Here is a 20,321-nt window from a genome sequence, read left to right as displayed (position 1 = left end):
CAATATTAGAATTAAAAAAGGCTTCATTTCTGAAGCCTTTTTAATAATTTGTATTCTGTATAAACTAGTTTACATTATGAATATGAACATCTCGTTGAGGATATGGTATCGAAATTCCAGCTGCATCTAATGCATTTTTAGAATCTTCCAGAGCACCAAAATAAACATCCCAGTAATCTTCAACGCTTGCAAATGGTCTTACAACTAAATTAACAGCATTATCTCCAAGTTCACTAACCGCTACAGTAGGAGCAGGATCTTTTAAAACTTTAGGGTTATCGGTTAGAGCTTTCATAACAACGTCTTTTGCCTTTTTCATATCATCTCCATAACCAATTCCTATATTTAGATCAACTCTTAATGTTCCTTGTGAAGTATAATTGATAATATTTCCGTTGGATAAAGTCCCATTAGGAACAATAGCTTCTTTGTTTTCTGGAGTAGATAATTTTGTTGTAAAAATTTCTATTTCTTTAACTACTCCCAATACACCTTGAGCTTCAATTAAATCCCCAATTTTGAAAGGCTTAAAAATCATGATAAGTACACCTCCTGCAAAATTTGCTAAAGAACCTTGTAATGCTAGACCAACAGCTAAACCAGCAGCTGCGATAATGGCTGCAAAAGAGGTGGTTTCTACGCCTACTGTTCCAAGGACAGCCAGAATTAATACTATTTTTAAGACCCATCCAAGTAAATTGGTAAGGAATTTTTGTAAGCTTTCATCATAATTTCGTATCGACATTAGTTTAGAAATTCCTTTCATAAGTTTTTTAATAATCCAGGAACCAATAATCCAAATTAAGATTGCACCAATAACTTTTGGTCCAAAATCTACTATAAAATCTAATCCTTTATCGATCCATTTTTGAATATCCATGAGCGAGTTTTTAAATTAATTATCTGTGAACTCTTAAAATTAAGAATTTATAATTTCCATCAAGTTTATTTCTTTTAAGAAAAATGAAAATTCGACAAAGAACCATTCAATACTTCAAAAGGTTAATTATCCTAAATTTTTTATAAGAGTTCCTACAAAACTTCTAGGTTATTCTTTTTAATCGTACATTACACAACCTCAAAAAAAGTAACATTATGTCAGAGTTTTTGCTGTATGTAAAATTAGGTTTGTACCATGTGTTGGATTGGAATGCATATGATCATATTCTTTTTTTAATAGTTCTTACGGTTTCATATAGTTTCGATAACTGGAAAAAGATTCTGGTATTGGTTACCTTATTTACACTAGGACATACTACATCCTTATTTTTGGCTGCTTATGATGTGGTTTCTGTAAATTCTAAGCTAGTAGAGTTTTTAATTCCCTTGACTATTTTGGCCGCGGCTATATTTAATCTGTTGACCGCAGGAAAATCTAGTAATAAAAACAGTGTAGGAGTTTTATATGCTACAACTATATTTTTTGGTTTGATACATGGATTAGGCTTTTCAAGCTATTTTAATGCAGTAAGTAGTAATGTAAGTTCTAAAATTTTGCCGTTGATAGAGTTTGGGTTAGGAATAGAACTTGCACAATTAATTGTGGTGTTTATAGTTTTGATCATTAGTTTTATTATTCAAACCATTTTTAGATTTTCAAAACGAGATTGGATTTTGGTAGTTTCATCTATTGTTATTGGAATGGTAATCCCAATGATTATCTCCAATAAAATATGGTAATTAATTGTAATTTAAGGTTGTATTTGACACATAGTCATAATATATTCGTAGTTTATTATATATAATTCAATCYAAATTTTTTATATGCCCAAATCAAAACAACTGAAGTACGATAAAGCTTATCTTAGAATAGCAAGAGAGTGGGGAAAACTGTCACATTGTGAAAGAAAAAAAGTTGGTGCGGTTATTGTAAAAGATAGAATGATTATTTCTGATGGATTTAATGGAACTCCAACAGGTTTCGAAAATCCATGTGAAGATGAAGAAGGATATACCAAATGGTATGTGTTACACGCAGAAGCAAATGCTATTTTAAAAGTGGCTTCTTCTACACAATCTTGCAAAGGAGCTACGTTGTATATTACTTTATCTCCTTGTAGAGAATGTAGTAAGTTGATTCATCAGGCTGGAATTGAAAGAATTGTATACCATACAAAGTATAAAGATGATTCTGGGCTTGTGTTTTTAGAAAAAGCAGGTGTAGTAATTGAACAGATAACGGACTTAGAAGATTAATGGGTTATTCAAAAAAATATTTACCATTATTTATCGGTTTAGCGATGGGAATAGGAGTTTTTTTAGGAAGTAAACTCAATTTTAGCAATCCATCCGCTAAGCTATTTTCATACAATCCAAAAAAGGAAAAATTGAATCGACTTATCGATTATATCGATTATGAATATGTTGATGATATTAATACGGATAGTATTGTAGATGTTACGGTAAACAGAATTCTAGAAAATCTAGATCCACATTCTGTTTATATCCCACCTGAAGAATTAGAAGGTATTACCGAAAGTATGCAAGGTGACTTTATCGGAATTGGTGTGAGTTATTATCCATATAGAGATACAATTTCTGTAATTAATACTATTAAAGGTGGTCCTAGCGAAAAGTCTGGGATTTTAGCTGGTGATCGTATTCTTATGGCAGATCAAGATACCTTGTACGGAGAAAGGTTACGAAGAGATCGATTAGCCGAAAAACTAAAAGGAGAGCTAAATAGTCAAGTGCAATTAAAGGTGTACAGAAGAGGGAAAGGTATCTTTGATGTAGTTGTAAAAAGAGGTAGAGTTCCTTTGCAAAGTGTGGATGCTAGTTATATGCTTCAGGAAAAAGTAGGATATATCAAAGTAAATCGGTTTGCAGAAACCACATATGATGAGTTCAAAAGAGCCTTGGATTCCTTACAAGATATGGGAGCTAAAGCTTTAGTTGTAGACCTTAGAGATAATGGAGGTGGATTTATAGCACCTGCTCTTAAAATGGCAGATGAGTTCTTAAAAGATGACGAACTCATTATGTTTACTAAAAATAAGAAAGGAGCTATTGAAAACAACTATGCAACTAAGAATGGAAGTTTTGAAAAAGGAGATATTTATGTATTAATTAATGAAAATTCAGCGTCTGCAAGTGAAATTTTTGCCGGAGCAATACAAGATAATGATAGAGGAACAATAGTCGGTAGGAGATCTTATGGAAAAGGTTTAGTGCAAAGAGAAATGGCATTAGGTGATGGAAGTGCGATTAGGTTAACAATTTCTAGATATTATACACCAACAGGAAGATCTATCCAAAAGCCTTATGACAATGGGAATAAGGAATATTTTAATGAATATTTGGAAAGATATAAAAATGGAGAGCTACAAAATGCCGATAGTATTCAGGTTGCTGATTCCTTAAAATTTAAAACCCCAGGAGGCAAGACAGTATATGGTGGTGGCGGAATTATACCAGATATTTTTGTGAGTAAAGATACTACTAGAGTAGGAGAAACTTTGGATTATATGTTGCGTTCAGGAAGAATGGGCGGATATATTTTTGAAGAATTGGATAAAAAGAGGGAGTATTATAATCAATTGAGCGAAGATCAATTTAAGGAAGAAGTACAAATCGATGACGATTTTGCCGAAGGGTTTTTAGCATATACAAGACGAAATGGTGTTGACCTGAAGCTTCATAATTATAGAGAACAATTAAAAAAATATCTCAAAGCCATCATGGCCCAACAGTTATTTGGCACCAATGAATTTGAAAAAATTATCAATCAAGATGATAAAATGATTCAAAAAGTTTTGTCTCTTTCACAATAAATGTTTTAAACTGTATAATTATGGCATTATTTAAAATTTGTCTCGCTTTTCTTTGTTTCGGGTTTTTTATAATCTCTGTAATTATTACACTGTTAAATAATAGTTCGGCGGTATTATTAAATCATGGGATTTTTGTAGAAACCTCCTATCCGCCAATTTCTTTAATCAAAAAACATCTTCAAGAAACTTCTGATGAGGTTTTTAAGAAAGCCTTGAAAAAGGCTTTAAAACTTCGAAGATTACATCTCTTTTTTGGTTATTTTTCTCTAGGTTGTGGTATAATCCTAGCTGCGTTAACATTTTAGTAAAAAAACAAATACAAGACTTCATTTTTTGTAATTTTCAAATTGTTTTCGTTAATATGTAGTTTAACTTTGGTAATATTAACATTTTAGTAGTATTTTTAGTACAAAAAGCGCCCCAAAATATGTCGGAATTATCAGAATACTTATTGGCTATAGCACTCTGTTCACCTGTTTTCTTTTTTATTATAGCAGTTGGGTTTAGATTGCTAGATAATAGTGCTTCTTTATTTCTGGATAATGAAATTTTGGTAGATTCTTCTTACGTGTCAGGAGACCTAATAAGAGAGCATATAGAAAGTACCGAAGATATGAAACTACGCAAAGCACTAAAAACTTCTTTGGTATTTAGAAAACTGCATAATTTCTTTATGATTCTTGCTGTGATATCAGTACCTCCAGTAATTATAGCTTGTTTCCTGATTACCTTTATTGCCTAAGAATATAGAATACAGCTATTTATTTTCTTCCGTACTTCTGCTGTATCGTTCTAGATATTAGTAAAATGAATAGTAAAACAATCACACAAGCAGAAGCAATAATACTCATAAGTGCTGTTTTACTATCTCCTATCAGTAAGTTGCTGAAATCTAAAACAGTTGCATTATAAATAATTAAGGCAACAGCTGCCACAATTAAAGTATAAATAAAATATTTCATTAGAATAGACCTTTTATATTAGTTGCGAATAACTTTACAGCTATAGCCAACAAAATTACACCAAATATCTTTCTGATAACGTTAATTCCTTGCTTTCCTAACACTTTTTCAATTTTTCCAGAAGACTTTAACACAATGTACACAAAAACGATGTTGATAAGTATTGCAATTACGATATTAATAGGTTGGTATTCTGYTCGAAGGGATAAAATAGAAGTCATTGTTCCAGCTCCCGCAATAAGAGGGAATGCTAATGGCACAACGGCAGCAGTTTCAGGTTCGTCATCCTTGTATAATTGAATTCCAAGAATCATTTCCAATGCCAAAAAGAATATGATAAAAGCACCAGCAACAGCAAAAGAATTAACGTCAATACCAATTAGGTTTAATATTTCCTTACCTACAAAAAGAAACAGTATCATCAGAATCGCTGCTACGATTGATGCTTTTTCACTTTGAATATGTCCTACTTTCTTTCGTAAGTCAATAATAATTGGAATGCTACCAATAATATCTATTACGGCAAATAATATCATACTTGCTGTAAGTATTTCTCTGAAGTCAAAGTTCATTTTAAATAGGTTTTTTAGGTTGGTACAAAATTATACATAGTCGATATTATAAAAGTAGCATAAAAAGATAAATAATCAGTAAAATTTATCTCTCATAAAAACTATCTTCGCACTATGTTTCAATTAGGGAAAACCATAGTTTCAGAAGATATCATAGAAAAAGATTTTGTGTGTAATCTTTCTGCTTGCAAAGGAGCTTGTTGCATTGATGGAGAAGCGGGAGCACCTTTGGACGAATCAGAAACTCAAAAACTAGAAGAAATCTATCCTATTGTAAAACCTTATTTGAGAGAAGAAGGAATTCAAGCAATTGAAAAACAAGGAACTTTTATCAAAACAGAAGATGGAGAATTAGAAACTCCATTAATAGATGGTGCTGATTGCGCCTATGTAATTTTTGATAAAAAAGGTACTGCTCTTTGTGCTATTGAAGAAGCTTATAATCAAGGAGAAATAGATTGGAAAAAACCAATATCTTGCCACTTATATCCAATTCGAGTACAGGATTATACTGAGTTTTCTGCCGTTAACTATCATAAATGGGACATATGTGATGATGCCTGTTCATTAGGGAAAGAACTACAAGTTCCTATCTATAAATTTGTAAAACAAGCACTAATTCGAAAATTCGGAGAGGATTGGTATCTAGAGCTTGAAAAAGTCGCTGAAGGGCTTAGAAAATAATTTTCTTTATTTTTATGGTTGTTAATGTTTACCTAAAAGGGAAAAGGAATACTAACATTAAAACCAAAACAATAATTTTATGAAAACAATTCAAGTTTGTATCGCTATGATTATGCTTGCTGCAGTTCCGTTTGGCTGTAGTGATGATGATGCTATAGACGATATTAAAATTCCTGATGCTGAAGAAACGGGAATATTTTTAGAGCAAGATCTTCATTTACTACATCTTAGTAGGCAAGATGATTTAATTGCTGAGGAAATTGCTTCTCTAGAAGAGGAGCTTGCCAATGACCCAAATAATCAAGGTTTGCAAGCTCAGCTTGAGCAATTACAGGAAAATAGGGAGATCAATACAGAGCGAATTAATTTTTTAAATGCTCAGACTGATGAAGCTCTAAGTGATGTGTCGATTAGACCAAGAGTTCCTAGGCTTCCTCCAGTCCCACCACCACCACTTCCATGTACTTGTCTTTCAAATTTAGATTTTAATACTTTGCAGCAATTACTGCTAGCAGGAAATGAAGAAGCGGAAGTCTTTTCGGGAACTGTTTTCGCGGAAAATCAGGAGGTGATTGCAGAATTTGGAAATCTTCAAGAGTTTGAAGATACAGGTTTACTAAGTATTTCGATAGAAGGAAATATTGATTTTCAAGGAGAAGTAATCTTGCAGATTACAAAGTTTTTCCCTCCAGTAAATGATGTTATAACATACTCAATAAGGGGGAATATTAACCTTTAGTAACCTTCATAAATAATAAGTAAATTAGCTCTCAATCATTTTGGGAGCTTTTTTTATGAAAAATATTCTAACCTATGCACTGCTGTTTATTGGATTTTTCTGTTTTTGCCAAACACAAGAACAGTTGTCCGAATATGAATACTTCCTTAGTAAAGGAGGTTCTTTTTTATATACCAATAAAGACAGTGCGAATACCTATTTATCTAAAAGTTATAAAATCGCGAAGGATAGTAATTATTTAGACGGTAAATTAAATACGTTGACATACTTATTACAGGCAAATGGATATCATTTTGATTTAAAAAATCTTAGTCTCAACTTGAAAAGGTTCGAGAATGATTTAAGAAATAAAGAAGCAGTGGATTCTCTGGAGTATGGTACCATATATAGAAGACGTTACTTATTAGAAAAAGGTCAGTATTTTTATAAGATTAATAATTATCAAACGGCTATCAAATACTTTAATGATTTAGTTAATGATATAACTAATACTGAAACCAATAAGTTGCAACTTGATGTTAATGAATTGAATGAATTGTACTCTGCATATTCATTTCTAGCAGCTGTATATGAAAAAGTTGGTAAATATAGCTTGTCAAAAGAGTATCATAATAAAACACTATCGATTGCAGAAAATAACTCGAGTATAGATTGGAGTAGACAAGTGCTTAATACCAAAATGAGATTAGCAAGGGTTTATGAAAACGAAAGTAATTATTTGGAAGCAAATAATTTATTAAATCAAGTACTTCCTGATTATGTGTCACAAGTTGGAACAAATCCAAGATTAAAGAATAGTTTGTTGTCTACTTATCAACGTTTAGTGAAGAATTATTTATTGCAAGATAGTATTTTTAAAGCAACGAATATACTTAAGGAAAGTGAAGAGTATTATTCTGAAAATGATGCTTTTCAACGATCTGCTGATAGGCTATACGCGGATATATATAGTTCTGAAAAACAATTTGAAAAAGCAGAGACTTTTTATCGATCGTATTTAGATAAAACGATAGTATATAGACAAAATCAGAAACATCAGGATGTTGCAGATGCGTATACCGGATTTGGAAAATTATATATGCTGAAAAGAGACCCTTCAAGAGCCATAGAATTTTATCAGGAAGCTTTGATGCAATTAGCACCTGATTTTACTGATAAGGATATTAAAATTAACCCGGATCCTAAAAAGGTACTGTCAAAGTTAGAACTAGTAAAAGTACTTAAGGAGAAGCTCGAAGCTTTAAAGCTATTGTTTGAAAAAAATGGTAAGACAGAAGATCTGGAAGTGGCTTTTAAAACATCGAATGATATCATAAGAACCTTAGATTTATTAAAACCAGAATTCGAAAGTAAAATTGATAAGCAATTTCTAATCACTGAAATGTATCCTGCTTTTCATAGCATGGTAGCGGTTTCTTTTGATTTATATAAAGCTACAAATGAACCTAAATACATAGACGCAGCATTTTATTTCTCAGAAAAAAGTAAGAGTGTCATATTATTAGAAGCAACTAGAAGTACACAAGCAAGTTCTTTCGGTGGCGTTCCAGAAGAAATTATAGATCAGGAGCAGCAATTTAGAGCAAATATTATTCATTTAGAAAAAAAATTCTTTAATCAAAGATCGAATATTGCAGTTTTCGATTCTCTTTTCCAGCTGAAAAACAAGTACTATAATTTTATTTCGGATATGGAGCAAAAATATCCAAAATACTACGATCTAAAGTATAATGCAGATGTGATTAGTTTAGATGATATGGCTTCAAATCTTATGCAAGCTAAAGCGTTGATAAGTTATTTTGCTACCAATACGGATCTGTATGTCATTACTTTAGAAAATCAAAACAAAGAGTTTTATAAAATACCTCTAGGAAATGATGGAAGAGAAAGAATCACACGCTTTTATTCGCTCTTGTCTAATTTAAATGTCAAAGAACTATCCAATATCTATACAATTGGAAACTCTATTTATCAACAAATTCTAAAGAAACCGCTAGAAACAATAACATCCAAAGAATTGATAATTATCCCAGATGATATTCTGAACTATCTACCATTTGAAGCGTTAACGACCTCAGAGAATGCTGCGGATTATTTAATTAAAGATTATCAAATATCATATACAAATTCGGCTACTTTTCTTAGAGAACAACAAAATAAATTAGAGGTTAAACGGAATAAACTTTTGGCATATGCACCTAGTTTTGAGAAAAGGGACGGAGATGCCTCTCAAAATAGGCCAGACTTTGGTCCGCTACTTTATAATAAAGAAGAGGTAGCTCAGATTACTAAGATTTTTGATGGAAAAGCTATTACCGGAAATGAAGCCTCTTTGACATCATTTTCTGAAAATTCGCAAACCTATAATATGCTTCATTTTGCTACGCATGCAGCGACAAATGATGAATATCCTGATTATTCATATTTAGCATTTGCAAAAGATGATAGTAGTGAAAATGGTTTGTTATATGTGAAGGATCTTTATGGATATAATATCAACGCAGATTTAGTAGCCTTAAGTGCTTGTCAAACCGGATTAGGAAAATTGGAAAAAGGAGAAGGAATGTTAAGTCTGGCAAGAGGCTTTAGCTATGCAGGTGCCAAATCATTAGTAACAACCTTATGGAAAATTAATGATCAGACTACTTCAGAAATAATGCATGACTTTTATAAAAACTTAGATAAATCTTTAGCTAAAGATCAAGCATTGAGAGAAGCTAAACTCACCTATCTTTCTAATGCAGAAGATGATTTACTGATGCATCCTTATTATTGGTCTGGATTTATGATATCTGGTGATACAACTCCCTTAGAAAGTAAAGGATCTTATCTATGGTGGTTGTTACTACTTTTTATTCCGGTGATAGCTGTAATAGTTCGAAAAATAAAAAGCAGTACTTAGATTTATTTTAATTGACCTAGAAGTTTGTTTACATCTCCTTTTTTGAAGGTTCCATTATTTGATAAATCTTCTAATAATTGAATAGCTTTCTCTTTCTGATTTTCTTTAAGATAAGCCAGCGATAAATACCACTTTCCTCTTTCTATTAGTTCATCCTTTAAAGCAATGTGTTGTTCTAATAAAGGTATTGCTTCAGAAGTTTGATCCGCAGCTAATAAAGCATTAGCCTGGTATAATAAGAAATAAGGTTTTTGGGTAGTCTCATATAATTTGCCAAACTGTTCTGCAGCAGCAATAAATTCTTTGTTTTCATAGGAAGAAAAAGCAGTTATTTCTTCATTATCATCTGTAGTACCTCTTACAATAGGAGTTACCACATTTTTATAAGGTTCAAAATTAGAAGCATATAATTTTTCGGTATTAACTCCAAAAGGATTCAACAACGAGATGACACCAACCGCTACCAATAATAATATCGAAGCAGCGACTAATAGTTTTTTGTAACTAAAAAGCGGGATTACTTTCGTGTCATTAGCTGCAATTTTGGCTTCAAAATTAGCCATTTGTTTTCTTAAATCATCTCTATCTTCTGCTCCAGCTACATTTTTTAAGTTTGAAAGCAGGTCTACATCTTCTTTAAATGAGATATCATTTACAAGTAGTTCATCGAACTGATCTTGTTCCGCAGCAGTCAGTTCTGAATGTAGATATTTGTCTATTAACTCTTCTCGTTCCATTTAAGCGGGGGTTTTAATTAATTCTTTAAGGGATTTTATACAACGGGATTTTTGACTTTTTACTACGTTTTTGTTTTCGTAGCCTAAACTTTCGGTAATCTCGTCAATCGTTAGTCCCCGATAATAGAATAAGGTTAACATTTCTTGACAACGTTTTCCTAAATTTTTAAAATGTTGCCGTAATAATTGCTGTTCAGAACTTAATTCAGGTTCTTCAAAAATTTCTTCAGTTTCGGATGTTTCTTTGAATTCAACACTATTTTCATAAGAAATTGTTTTCTTCTGTTTTTTAAGCTGATCATAGATCATATATTTTCCGATACTAAATAGGTAAGTTTTGATAGAGCTTTTAATAGTATCCAATTTACCATTTATAGCATGCTCTCGTAAAGCGATAAAAGCCTCTTGATATATGTCTATAAGAGCATCATGGTCAAGATCATACTTTTTAGCAAACTGCAAAAAAGCATTTCGATACTCATTATAGATTTTTTCTAAAGCTTGATTACGCCCTTTTTTAAGCGTTAAGAGTTCTTCCTTCATACGTAGTAACCTGATAATAGGGTAATAGGTTCATCTTATTTTCCAAAGATAAAGTTAACCTTTTTTATAAAAAGCATACAAAGAGATAAAACCAAACAATAGAATTATGAAAACTACAAAGCAAATACTAGGAATCGCGGTATTCTTTATTTTCCTGATTGCACCCCAACACGTAGAGGCACAATTTTGGAAAAAAGTAGCTAAAACAGCTGAGAAAGCTGCTGAAAAGACCATTTTGAAAAAAACAGAAGAGAAGGTTTCTAAAAAAACTGGAAAAACAATTGATGATACAGTAGATGGGAAACCTAAAAAGAAAAAGAAGCAGAAAAAAAGTAAAAGAAATAAAGAAAATGATGAGGCAGTAATCTCTTCAGATAAAGAAAACGGTGTAGAGGAAAATGAAAATATAAACGAAAAACCTGCATTTGCAGCGTATTCAAAATTTGATTTTGTAGCAGGAGAAACTATTATAGCGTACGAAGATTTCAGTCAAGATGAGATTGGAGATTTACCAGCAAGATGGAACTCTTCTAACTCTGCAGAAGTAGTTACATTAAACAGTGCAGAAGGTCGATTTATCCAAATTGGTACAGGAAAAGGATCGTATGTGCCTGAATTTATAGAAGAGTTTCCTGAAAATTTCACATTAGAATATGATGTTGTCTTTGATTTTGATGTGGCTCAATACGCATATCAGAGAGCGCTAATGGTTGTTTTTTCTGATTTAAAGAATCCGGGATATAGTTTGCAGGATGGAACACCTGGAGATAATGGTTTCTCATTTGCTATAAAAGGAGGTATCAGTGGAGGTGGAGAAATTGATATTTATAAATACAACAAAGACAGAAACCTAGATCTTCGTTCCAACAAAAGCATTGGGCTTCTTCATAAAGATAATAGAGGGCGAGGACAAAAAATGCATATATCTATTTGGAAACAAAAACAAAGAATGCGCATTTATATAAATGAACAAAAAGTATTTGATATTCCGAGAGCCTTTGAAAAAAGCACAACCATTAAAAATGTAAAGTTCTTCTCAGAAATATCTGAAGAGAATACGTTCTATTATATCGGAAATATAAGATATGCAGTTGGGAAACCAGATATGCGTAATAAGTTGATTACAGAGGGAAAGCTAGTTACCTACGGAATCACGTTCGATACAGGAAAAGCTAGTATGAAATCTGAATCTTATGGCACCATTAAGAAAATAGCAAGAGTACTTACTGAAAACCCTTCCGTGAAAGTCTTAATCACTGGCCACACGGATAAGGATGGTGATGAAAGTTCTAATCAAAAACTTTCAGAACAAAGAGCGGCATCCGTTAAAAAAGTACTTGTAGATGAGTTTGATATTGAAGCATCTCGATTGCAAACCAAAGGAAAAGGAGAAAGTGATCCTATCGCCGAAGGAAATACACCAGAAGCAAAAGCAAAGAATAGAAGGGTTGAATTTAAAAAAATATAAAAAAATGTTTACCTCTTATTCTTGAGACACACTAAAGTGTAAACTTGATAATAATTAAAAATTAAAACAATGAACACAAAATTTAAAAAAATAGGTACAATGATAATGATCGCGCTAGCGATATTGTCTCAATCTTGTAAAAGTGATGATGATGGTTCAGTAGTTGTAAATGAGAACCAATTAGAGAATATTCAGGAACGCTTTGTGCAATATGAAGAATCTATTAATAATATAGAAGCTCCTGATGCGATGGAAGGATATGCACAAGATAATGTGTATGCATCAAATGCGTTGTGGACTATAGCTTCTTTACAAGTGCAAGCATTGGCATATTCTACAATTTTTATAAATATTCCAACGGATGCAGACCAACAAAGTAGTATTGGTAAGAGTGGTCGTATGGCAGATACTTGGGTTTGGAGTGCAGGAGGCGTTACATTATATTATACGATTACTTCTGATGCTGCTTTTGATTATTTTACATATGATATCGAAGAAGGAGGTGTACGTAGAACTTTTTACGAAGGTAGAATTAGTAAAGATGGAAATTTCTATGAGGTAAGATTTAATGGCGAAGATGGTAGTTTCCTATTGATCACATATAGAAAAACAGGTAGTGTAATAACGTTTACAATAGAAGATCATAACAACGATAGAATAGAATTGGTTTATAATGAAACAGATCGATCAGGATCTATAGAAGCATTCGAATCTGGAGTATTGACAGAAAGTTTTGTTTGGTCAGGTGATGGAACAGGAGTATATACAAATCACGTTACAGGAGAAACTTTTTCTTGGCCATAAGAATCTGAATCTAAAAATTGACACTTTAAGAAAATCATACTTGTTAGATCAAGTATGATTTTTCTTTTTTTATATTTTTTTATCTAAAAATGATACTTTTTAAGCCACTTATTAACGTGTGGTTTTGCCGTAAAATAGTGGTTTTTTTTAGTTTTATTTTTTGTGTTAAAAAACCTCGGTAACAGGTGAAAAATAGGTGTTTCTTGAGGTTACTAACAGTGTTGTTTATATCTTTTTTTTAATATTTAAATAATTGAAAATCAGGAATTTATATTGTTTTTGCTAAATATTGATTTTTATCGGTTAATTCCCTTTGTGTTGAAAACTTTGTTGAAAACGTTTGCCAAATTTTTGTGAAACATTTAGAGCATTTTTTGATCTTTGTTAGTCCGTAGCGGAAACAAAAAAAGATAACTAGCTTAAAGAAAAAAAAGATGAATGCAGTAGAGCCGATTTTACAAGAAAATAAAGACAGATTTGTTATTTTCCCTATCAAACATCATGATATTTGGGATTGGTATAAAAAATCTGAAGCTAGTTTCTGGACTGCAGAAGAAATAGACTTGCATCAAGATATTACAGATTGGAGTACTAAATTAACAAATGATGAAAGATACTTTATTAAGCACATTTTGGCATTTTTTGCTGCTTCAGATGGTATCGTTAATGAAAATCTAGCAGAAAATTTCGTAAATGAAGTTCAATATAGTGAAGCAAAATTCTTCTATGGATTTCAAATTATGATGGAGAATATTCATTCTGAAACATACTCTTTGTTAATTGATACGTATGTAAAGGATGAAAAAGAGAAAGATATTTTATTCAAAGCAATAGAGAACTTTCCTGCGATTAAGAAAAAAGCAGATTGGGCGTTGAAATGGATCGAGTCGGATTCTTTTGCAGAACGATTGATAGCTTTTGCAGCAGTAGAAGGAATTTTCTTTTCAGGAGCGTTTTGTTCTATATTTTGGTTAAAGAAACGTGGTTTAATGCCAGGTCTTACTTTTTCAAATGAATTGATTTCAAGAGATGAAGGAGTACATTGTGATTTTGCGGTGCATCTTCATAATAATCACCTAATTAATAAAGTGCCAAAAGAAAGAATTCGTGAAATTATCGTAGATGCCCTTACTATAGAAAGAGAGTTTATCACAGAATCTCTTCCTGTAAGTTTGATAGGAATGAATGCAAACCTGATGACACAATACTTAGAATTTGTTACCGACAGATTATTGTTAGAGTTACAGTGTGAGAAAGAGTATGGTACTGCTAATCCATTCGATTTTATGGATATGATCTCTTTACAGGGAAAAACTAATTTCTTTGAAAAGAGAGTTTCGGAATACCAAAAAGCAGGAGTTCTTAATAAAGATACCGAGGATAATAAAATAAGTTTTGATGCTGATTTTTAATCTTTAAAAATTATTTCAAAATGATCATATATTCATTCTGAGCTAATTAAAGTAGCGTAGCTATTGAATCAAGATTAGCTCAGTTTGATAAAGCTTTCTAAAAGCTTACCCAATAAAACAAAAAAGGCGGAAGTCACATTATTATATTTTACTTATAAAAATACTCTGATTATTTAAATGCAGAGGTTTCTTTTTAGTATCTGATTTCGGGGGAAATCATTAATAATTATGGACTTTCATAGAGTAAAGGAGAGGAATATAAACACAAATTAATATCGCAGTTCTTCAAAAGAAGAATTTTATAAAAACCAAAAACGTATGTATGTAGTAAAAAGAGACGGTCACAAGGAGCCAATTATGTTTGACAAAATTACCGCAAGGGTAAGAAAGCTGTGTTATGGATTAAACGCACTAGTTGATCCAGTAAAAGTTGCCATGAGGGTTATTGAAGGATTATATGATGGAGTAACTACAAGTGAGCTAGATAATCTTGCAGCTGAAATTGCGGCTACTATGACCATTGCGCATCCTGACTATGCAAAACTTGCAGCGCGTATATCAGTCTCTAATTTACATAAAAACACGAAAAAGACATTCTCTGAAGTAGTGAAGGATTTATATGAATATGTAAACCCAAGAACAGAGAAAGAAGCTCCATTAATCTCTGATGAGGTGTATGAAGTGATCATGGCTAATAAAGAAAAATTAGACTCTACGATTATTTACAACAGAGATTTTGGATACGATTATTTTGGTTTTAAAACATTAGAACGTTCTTACTTACTGAAGTTAAATGGTAAGATTGCAGAACGTCCGCAGCATATGTTAATGAGAGTTTCAATAGGGATTCATCTAAATGATTTAGATGCAGCTATTGAAACGTATGAATTAATGTCTAAAAAGTATTTTACACACGCTACACCTACGTTATTTAATTCAGGTACACCAAAACCTCAAATGTCTTCTTGCTTCTTATTAGCAACAAAAGAAGATAGTATTGATGGTATTTATGATACCTTAAAACAAACAGCAAAGATTTCTCAATCTGCAGGAGGAATTGGATTATCTATTCATAATGTAAGAGCGACAGGATCTTATATTGCTGGTACTAATGGTACGTCAAATGGTATTGTTCCTATGCTACGTGTGTTTAATGATACAGCACGTTATGTGGATCAAGGTGGAGGAAAAAGAAAAGGTTCTTTTGCTATCTACGTAGAACCATGGCATGCTGATATTTTTGACTTCTTGGATCTGAAAAAGAATCACGGTAAAGAGGAAATGCGTGCTAGAGATTTATTCTATGCAATGTGGATTCCTGATTTATTTATGAAGCGTGTACAGGAAGATGCTGAGTGGACATTAATGTGTCCTAATGAATGTCCTGGTCTATTCGATATGCATAGTGAGGAGTTCGAAGAAACATATATGCGTTATGAAGCTGAAGGAAAAGGACGCAGAACTATTAAAGCACGCGAACTTTGGGAGAAAATTCTAGAATCACAGATTGAAACAGGAACTCCTTATATGCTCTATAAAGATGCGGCAAATAGAAAATCAAATCAACAAAATTTAGGAACAATTCGTTCGTCTAATTTATGTACTGAGATTTTAGAATATACAAGTCCAGATGAAGTAGCAGTATGTAATTTAGCTTCTATTGCTTTACCGATGTTCGTTAAAAATGGAGCATTCGATCATGAGGAACTTTTTAGAATTACAAAACGTGTTACTAAAAACTTAAATAAAGTAATTGATAGAAATTACTATCCAGTAAAAGAAGCAGAAAATTCTAATATGCGTCATCGTCCGATTGGATTGGGAGTGCAAGGGTTAGCGGATACCTTTATTCAGTTACGCATGCCATTTACTAGTGATGAGGCTAAAAAACTGAATCAAGAGATTTTCGAGACTTTATATTTTGCTGCAGTAACGGCTTCTATGGAAGAAGCTACAGCAGACGGACCTTATCAAACATATGAAGGTTCTCCAATTTCTAAAGGAGAATTCCAGCATAATTTATGGGGAATTAAAGACGAAGAATTAAGTGGTCGTTGGGATTGGGCAGCACTTCGTAAGGAAGTATTAGAACATGGAGTTCGTAACTCATTGTTAGTAGCTCCGATGCCTACAGCATCTACTTCTCAGATTTTAGGAAATAATGAAGCATTCGAACCATACACCAGTAATATCTATACAAGACGAGTACTTTCTGGAGAGTTTATCGTAGTAAATAAACATCTTTTAGAAGACCTTGTAAAGCTGAATCTATGGAGCGATGATCTTAAGGATGCAATTATGAGAGCTAATGGATCTATTCAGAATATAGATATCATCCCTCAAGATCTTAAAGAGTTGTATAAAACAGTTTGGGAATTGAGTATGAAAGATATTATTGATATGTCTCGTCATAGAGGATACTTTATTGATCAATCTCAGTCACTGAACTTATTTATGGAAGGTGCAACGATGGCAAAACTTACGTCTATGCATTTCTATGCTTGGAAAAGCGGATTAAAAACAGGAATGTACTACTTAAGAACGAAGTCTGCTGTAGATGCAATTAAGTTTACACTGAAAACTGAAAAGAAAGAACAGCCACAAGCTGAAAAAGTAGCAGTAGCTGCGGCACAAGTAATGGAAGCACAAGCTGCTCCAAAAACACAACCGCAAGCTGAACAAGTGCAAGTTTCTGCAGAAGGAACTTCCTTAACTCCTGAAGAATTGAGAGCGTTAATAGCGCAATCTAAAGAAGCTGAAGGAGATGACTGTTTAATGTGTGGGTCTTAAATTATTAAGACCATTTATATAGGGCAAGAAAGGGAAGCAAAAAGCTTCCCTTTTTTATGCTTTCAAAACAGAAAAAAACACAATCTATAGTAACAAATAGGATGTTTTAGGCACTTAGATATGTAAAGGTTTTTAAAATGTTAATTATATCTTAAAAAAGGACTTTTTTAGTATCTTTAAAATCCCTTGTCTAATACAACCTACTTTATGGAAGAAATTAATGTAGAACTACAACATTGTTCTCAATGTAATCAGGAAATGCTAAACGATGCAAAGTTTTGTACGTATTGTGGCTTTCCTGAAAATGGAGATGAAAGTGAAAAGGCTCAGTTTCATGCTCAAAGAGTGATGAAAAAAAGTCAAGCAAAAGAAAATAATCAAAGGATTAATTCTGCAAGGAATACTTTGTATTGGATGGCCGGAATTTTCTTTGTTTCAGGATTGTTTTTGTTTTTTAGTCTGAATGATATCGCTGTGCTTATTGCAAGTTCTATCTTAGCTATTATTTATCTTATTTTGGCTTATTGGTCTCAGAAAAAGCCATTTGCTGCAATTTTATCGGCATTATTGCTGTATTTGATGGTAATTGTAGTTAATGTGATCGATGAACCTTCTAGTTTGTTCAAAGGAATTCTTCTAAAAATAATCATTCTAAGCTTTTTGATAAAAGGAATGTATTCTGCATCACAAAGTACTAAAGGACAATAATTATGAATATGAATTGTCAAAATTGTGGAGCATCTTTAGAAAATGCAGTGAATTACTGCCCTAATTGCGGAGTTTCCATTAAAAAGAAAGTTTCAAAGAAAAAGAGCAGGGAGCATCTTAATCTGGTGATCGCATTTTACATCGCCATGTTGGTGTTTTTAATAATGAATTATTTTTTGTTTCAAGAAGATACCTCATTAATTCAAGAAATTGCTACTGAAAGTATTTTTGCGTTAATAATTGTTGGTTTTACCTTCTTTGATTTCAAGAATATTATGAAATTATATCAATTTCCTAAGATCAAACCGCTCTATCTTTTAGGATATCTTGCAATACCCTTTGCTTCTGCTTTTATAGTATATTATCTAGTTGAATTTATTAATACGAAAGTGTTTGAAGAAAGTTATAGTTACTATTTTACGTATGTAGATTATCCTAATCCTATGTTTTGGGCGATTCTTTTTGTAGCAATTTTTCCTCCAGTTTTTGAAGAATTAGGCTTTAGAGGTTTTTTGTATAACCAATTAAAGAAAATTACGAATACGCGAGTAACTATAATTCTTACTGCATTTATTTTTGCTATTGTTCATTTTTCGGTAATATCAATATTGTGGATCTTCCCATTTGGACTATTACTAGGTTATTTGAGGCATAGATATAATACTTTATGGATTGGAATGATAATTCATTTTATACATAATTTCATAGTGTTATATTTGGACTATTATTATTTTGATAGCGCATTGCTAGAATTTTGACAGTATGATGAACTGGGAACAGCTTCTGTCTTTAAAAAGACAAGGAGATACGAATAAAAGATTACGAAAAGAACAAGACGAAACCAGATTAGGATTTGAAGTAGACTATGATAGAATTATATTCTCTTCGGCTTTTAGAAGTTTGCAAGATAAGACACAGGTAATTCCACTATCCAAAACAAGTTTTGTACATACGAGACTCACTCATAGTTTAGAGGTATCTGTAGTTGGGCGTTCTCTAGGCCGCGTTGTTGGAAAAAAGGTTCTTGAAAAGCATCCACATCTTTCTACAATTCATGGATATCAATTTAATGATTTTGGAGCTATTGTGGCTGCTGCTGCTTTGTCTCATGATATCGGGAATCCACCTTTTGGTCATTCTGGAGAAAAAGCAATAGGAGAATATTTTGCTACAGGTAAAGGCAAGAAGTATAAAGAATTTCTAACACCAAAACAATATCAAGATCTAATTGATTTTGAAGGAAATGCTAATGGATTTAAGATTCTAACCGAGTCTAGACAAGGTATCGAAGGAGGATTGCGATTATCGTATGCTACCTTAGGTGCTTTTATGAAATATCCAAAGCAGTCGTTACCTAAAAAACCTACCTCTCATATTGCGCATAAGAAGTTTGGATATTTTCAGAATGAAAGTGCTTTTTTTAAAGAAGTTGCTGAAGAAGTTGGTTTGCTTCCACAGCAAATAGGAAATGAAATTACCTATAGTCGTCATCCACTTACATTTCTGGTAGAAGCGGCAGATGATATCTGCTATACAATCATTGATTTTGAAGATGGGATTAACTTAGGACTAATACAAGAAGAGTATGCATTAGAATATCTCATAAAGCTTGTAAAAGATACCATCAATACATCAAAGTATAATAGCTTAACAACGACAGCAGATCGTTTGAGTTATCTTAGAGCATTAGCTATTAATACATTAATTCAAGAAGCGGCAACTACTTTTATTGAGAATGAGGAAGAAATTTTATCCGGTAATTTTGATATAGCGCTCATTGATAAAAGTAAATATCAAGCTCAAATAAATGATATTATCAAAATTAGTGTTGCTAAAATATACCAAAGCACAGAAGTGGTGGAAAAAGAAATAGCTGGATATGAGATTTTAGCCACATTATTAGATCGTTATTGTACGGCAACAACTAATTATAATAATCAAGAGGCCTCCAATTACGATAAATTAATATTAAAAGCTGAAGGAAACAATTTTGATTATACTAATGATGATGTATATACCCGATTAATTAGTATAAGTAATTATGTAGCAAGTCTTACAGACGGCAATGCATTATTGAAATTTCAAAAAATTAGAGGATTGCAAGTTTAACTTAACCCTTTTTCTATTTTAGGTTTTGTTACTATAGAAATTAGTATAGGTTAAGATATTCAATAATCGATTTATGCATATCAAATGCAATAAGAATGATTTTTGAAAATGAGGGCAA

At 32.2% G+C, this 20,321-nt stretch carries 20 protein-coding genes; 15 read left to right on the top strand and 5 right to left on the bottom strand.

The window, feature by feature from the left end; genetic code table 11:
* Positions 1-64: 64 nt before the first annotated feature.
* Positions 65-880, bottom strand: coding sequence for a mechanosensitive ion channel family protein (locus tag GBO31_RS11855; protein ID WP_219008559.1), 816 nt, complete (start codon positions 878-880; stop codon positions 65-67).
* Positions 881-1,095: 215 nt separating this feature from the next.
* On the opposite strand from GBO31_RS11855, the gene GBO31_RS11850 reads away from it, so the two are divergent.
* The 5 genes from GBO31_RS11850 to GBO31_RS11830 all read left to right on the top strand — a co-directional run bounded on the left by GBO31_RS11850 (position 1,096) and on the right by GBO31_RS11830 (position 4,515).
* Positions 1,096-1,680 carry a HupE/UreJ family protein gene (locus GBO31_RS11850; protein ID WP_219008558.1) on the top strand — a complete coding sequence of 195 codons (585 nt, stop codon included), beginning with the start codon at positions 1,096-1,098 and terminating at the stop codon, positions 1,678-1,680.
* 84 nt (positions 1,681-1,764) lie between these two features.
* Positions 1,765-2,196 (top strand): deoxycytidylate deaminase, encoded by a 432-nt coding sequence (locus tag GBO31_RS11845; RefSeq protein ID WP_219008557.1) that lies wholly within the window; start codon positions 1,765-1,767, stop codon positions 2,194-2,196.
* Positions 2,196-3,773, top strand: coding sequence for a S41 family peptidase (locus GBO31_RS11840; protein WP_219008556.1), 1,578 nt, complete (start codon positions 2,196-2,198; stop codon positions 3,771-3,773). Before GBO31_RS11845 ends, GBO31_RS11840 begins: the two co-directional genes overlap by 1 nt.
* Before the next feature lie 20 nt (positions 3,774-3,793).
* Complete coding sequence (locus tag GBO31_RS11835) at positions 3,794-4,078, top strand: hypothetical protein (protein WP_219008555.1); 285 nt, start codon at positions 3,794-3,796, stop codon at positions 4,076-4,078.
* 122 nt (positions 4,079-4,200) lie between these two features.
* The gene (locus GBO31_RS11830) at positions 4,201-4,515 is read left to right on the top strand and encodes a hypothetical protein (protein WP_219008554.1); all 315 of its coding nucleotides are present in this window, start codon (positions 4,201-4,203) and stop codon (positions 4,513-4,515) included.
* Positions 4,516-4,534: 19 nt separating this feature from the next.
* Here GBO31_RS11830 and GBO31_RS11825 read toward each other — a convergent pair whose 3' ends face one another.
* A complete protein-coding gene (locus GBO31_RS11825; RefSeq protein ID WP_219008553.1) occupies positions 4,535-4,735 on the bottom strand; it encodes a hypothetical protein in 201 nt (66 codons plus the stop codon).
* Entirely contained in the window at positions 4,735-5,307 is a 573-nt protein-coding gene (locus GBO31_RS11820) for a MarC family protein (RefSeq protein WP_219008552.1), read from the bottom strand. The genes GBO31_RS11825 and GBO31_RS11820 overlap by 1 nt, the downstream gene beginning before the upstream one ends.
* A gap of 114 nt (positions 5,308-5,421) precedes the next feature.
* On the opposite strand from GBO31_RS11820, the gene GBO31_RS11815 reads away from it, so the two are divergent.
* From GBO31_RS11815 to GBO31_RS11805, 3 genes are all read left to right on the top strand, one after another.
* Positions 5,422-5,991 (top strand): DUF3109 family protein, encoded by a 570-nt coding sequence (locus GBO31_RS11815; RefSeq protein WP_219008551.1) that lies wholly within the window; start codon positions 5,422-5,424, stop codon positions 5,989-5,991.
* 79 nt (positions 5,992-6,070) lie between these two features.
* Complete coding sequence (locus GBO31_RS11810) at positions 6,071-6,730, top strand: hypothetical protein (protein WP_219008550.1); 660 nt, start codon at positions 6,071-6,073, stop codon at positions 6,728-6,730.
* A gap of 55 nt (positions 6,731-6,785) precedes the next feature.
* Entirely contained in the window at positions 6,786-9,632 is a 2,847-nt protein-coding gene (locus GBO31_RS11805) for a CHAT domain-containing protein (RefSeq protein WP_219008549.1), read from the top strand.
* A gap of 2 nt (positions 9,633-9,634) precedes the next feature.
* Here the strand turns inward: GBO31_RS11805 and GBO31_RS11800 are convergent, their stop codons facing one another.
* Both GBO31_RS11800 and GBO31_RS11795 read right to left on the bottom strand, forming a co-directional pair.
* On the bottom strand, positions 9,635-10,369 hold the full coding sequence (locus tag GBO31_RS11800) for a hypothetical protein (protein ID WP_219008548.1): 735 nt from the start codon (positions 10,367-10,369) through the stop codon (positions 9,635-9,637).
* Positions 10,370-10,912 carry an RNA polymerase sigma factor gene (locus GBO31_RS11795; protein WP_219008547.1) on the bottom strand — a complete coding sequence of 181 codons (543 nt, stop codon included), beginning with the start codon at positions 10,910-10,912 and terminating at the stop codon, positions 10,370-10,372.
* 106 nt (positions 10,913-11,018) lie between these two features.
* Between GBO31_RS11795 and GBO31_RS11790 the strand changes: the two genes are divergently transcribed.
* The 7 genes from GBO31_RS11790 to GBO31_RS11760 all read left to right on the top strand — a co-directional run bounded on the left by GBO31_RS11790 (position 11,019) and on the right by GBO31_RS11760 (position 20,203).
* Positions 11,019-12,380: an OmpA family protein gene (locus GBO31_RS11790; protein ID WP_219008546.1), complete on the top strand. Its 1,362-nt coding sequence runs from the start codon at positions 11,019-11,021 to the stop codon at positions 12,378-12,380.
* A gap of 69 nt (positions 12,381-12,449) precedes the next feature.
* Complete coding sequence (locus GBO31_RS11785) at positions 12,450-13,184, top strand: hypothetical protein (protein ID WP_219008545.1); 735 nt, start codon at positions 12,450-12,452, stop codon at positions 13,182-13,184.
* A gap of 434 nt (positions 13,185-13,618) precedes the next feature.
* On the top strand, positions 13,619-14,596 hold the full coding sequence (locus tag GBO31_RS11780) for a ribonucleotide-diphosphate reductase subunit beta (RefSeq protein WP_219008544.1): 978 nt from the start codon (positions 13,619-13,621) through the stop codon (positions 14,594-14,596).
* Between the two features lie 318 nt (positions 14,597-14,914).
* Positions 14,915-17,386 carry a ribonucleoside-diphosphate reductase subunit alpha gene (locus tag GBO31_RS11775; protein ID WP_219008543.1) on the top strand — a complete coding sequence of 824 codons (2,472 nt, stop codon included), beginning with the start codon at positions 14,915-14,917 and terminating at the stop codon, positions 17,384-17,386.
* A gap of 207 nt (positions 17,387-17,593) precedes the next feature.
* Entirely contained in the window at positions 17,594-18,094 is a 501-nt protein-coding gene (locus tag GBO31_RS11770) for a zinc ribbon domain-containing protein (RefSeq protein WP_219008542.1), read from the top strand.
* A 2-nt stretch (positions 18,095-18,096) separates the two neighbouring features.
* The gene (locus tag GBO31_RS11765; protein WP_219008541.1) at positions 18,097-18,852 is read left to right on the top strand and encodes a CPBP family intramembrane glutamic endopeptidase; all 756 of its coding nucleotides are present in this window, start codon (positions 18,097-18,099) and stop codon (positions 18,850-18,852) included.
* A gap of 7 nt (positions 18,853-18,859) precedes the next feature.
* Entirely contained in the window at positions 18,860-20,203 is a 1,344-nt protein-coding gene (locus tag GBO31_RS11760; RefSeq protein ID WP_219008586.1) for a deoxyguanosinetriphosphate triphosphohydrolase, read from the top strand.
* Positions 20,204-20,321: the final 118 nt, after the last annotated feature.

Origin of the sequence: Aquimarina litoralis (assembly GCF_019295435.1) — a bacterium.
In the GTDB taxonomy this organism is placed as follows: Bacteria; Bacteroidota; Bacteroidia; order Flavobacteriales; family Flavobacteriaceae; genus Aquimarina; species Aquimarina litoralis_A.
This window is presented reverse-complemented; position numbering and strand designations above follow the sequence as displayed.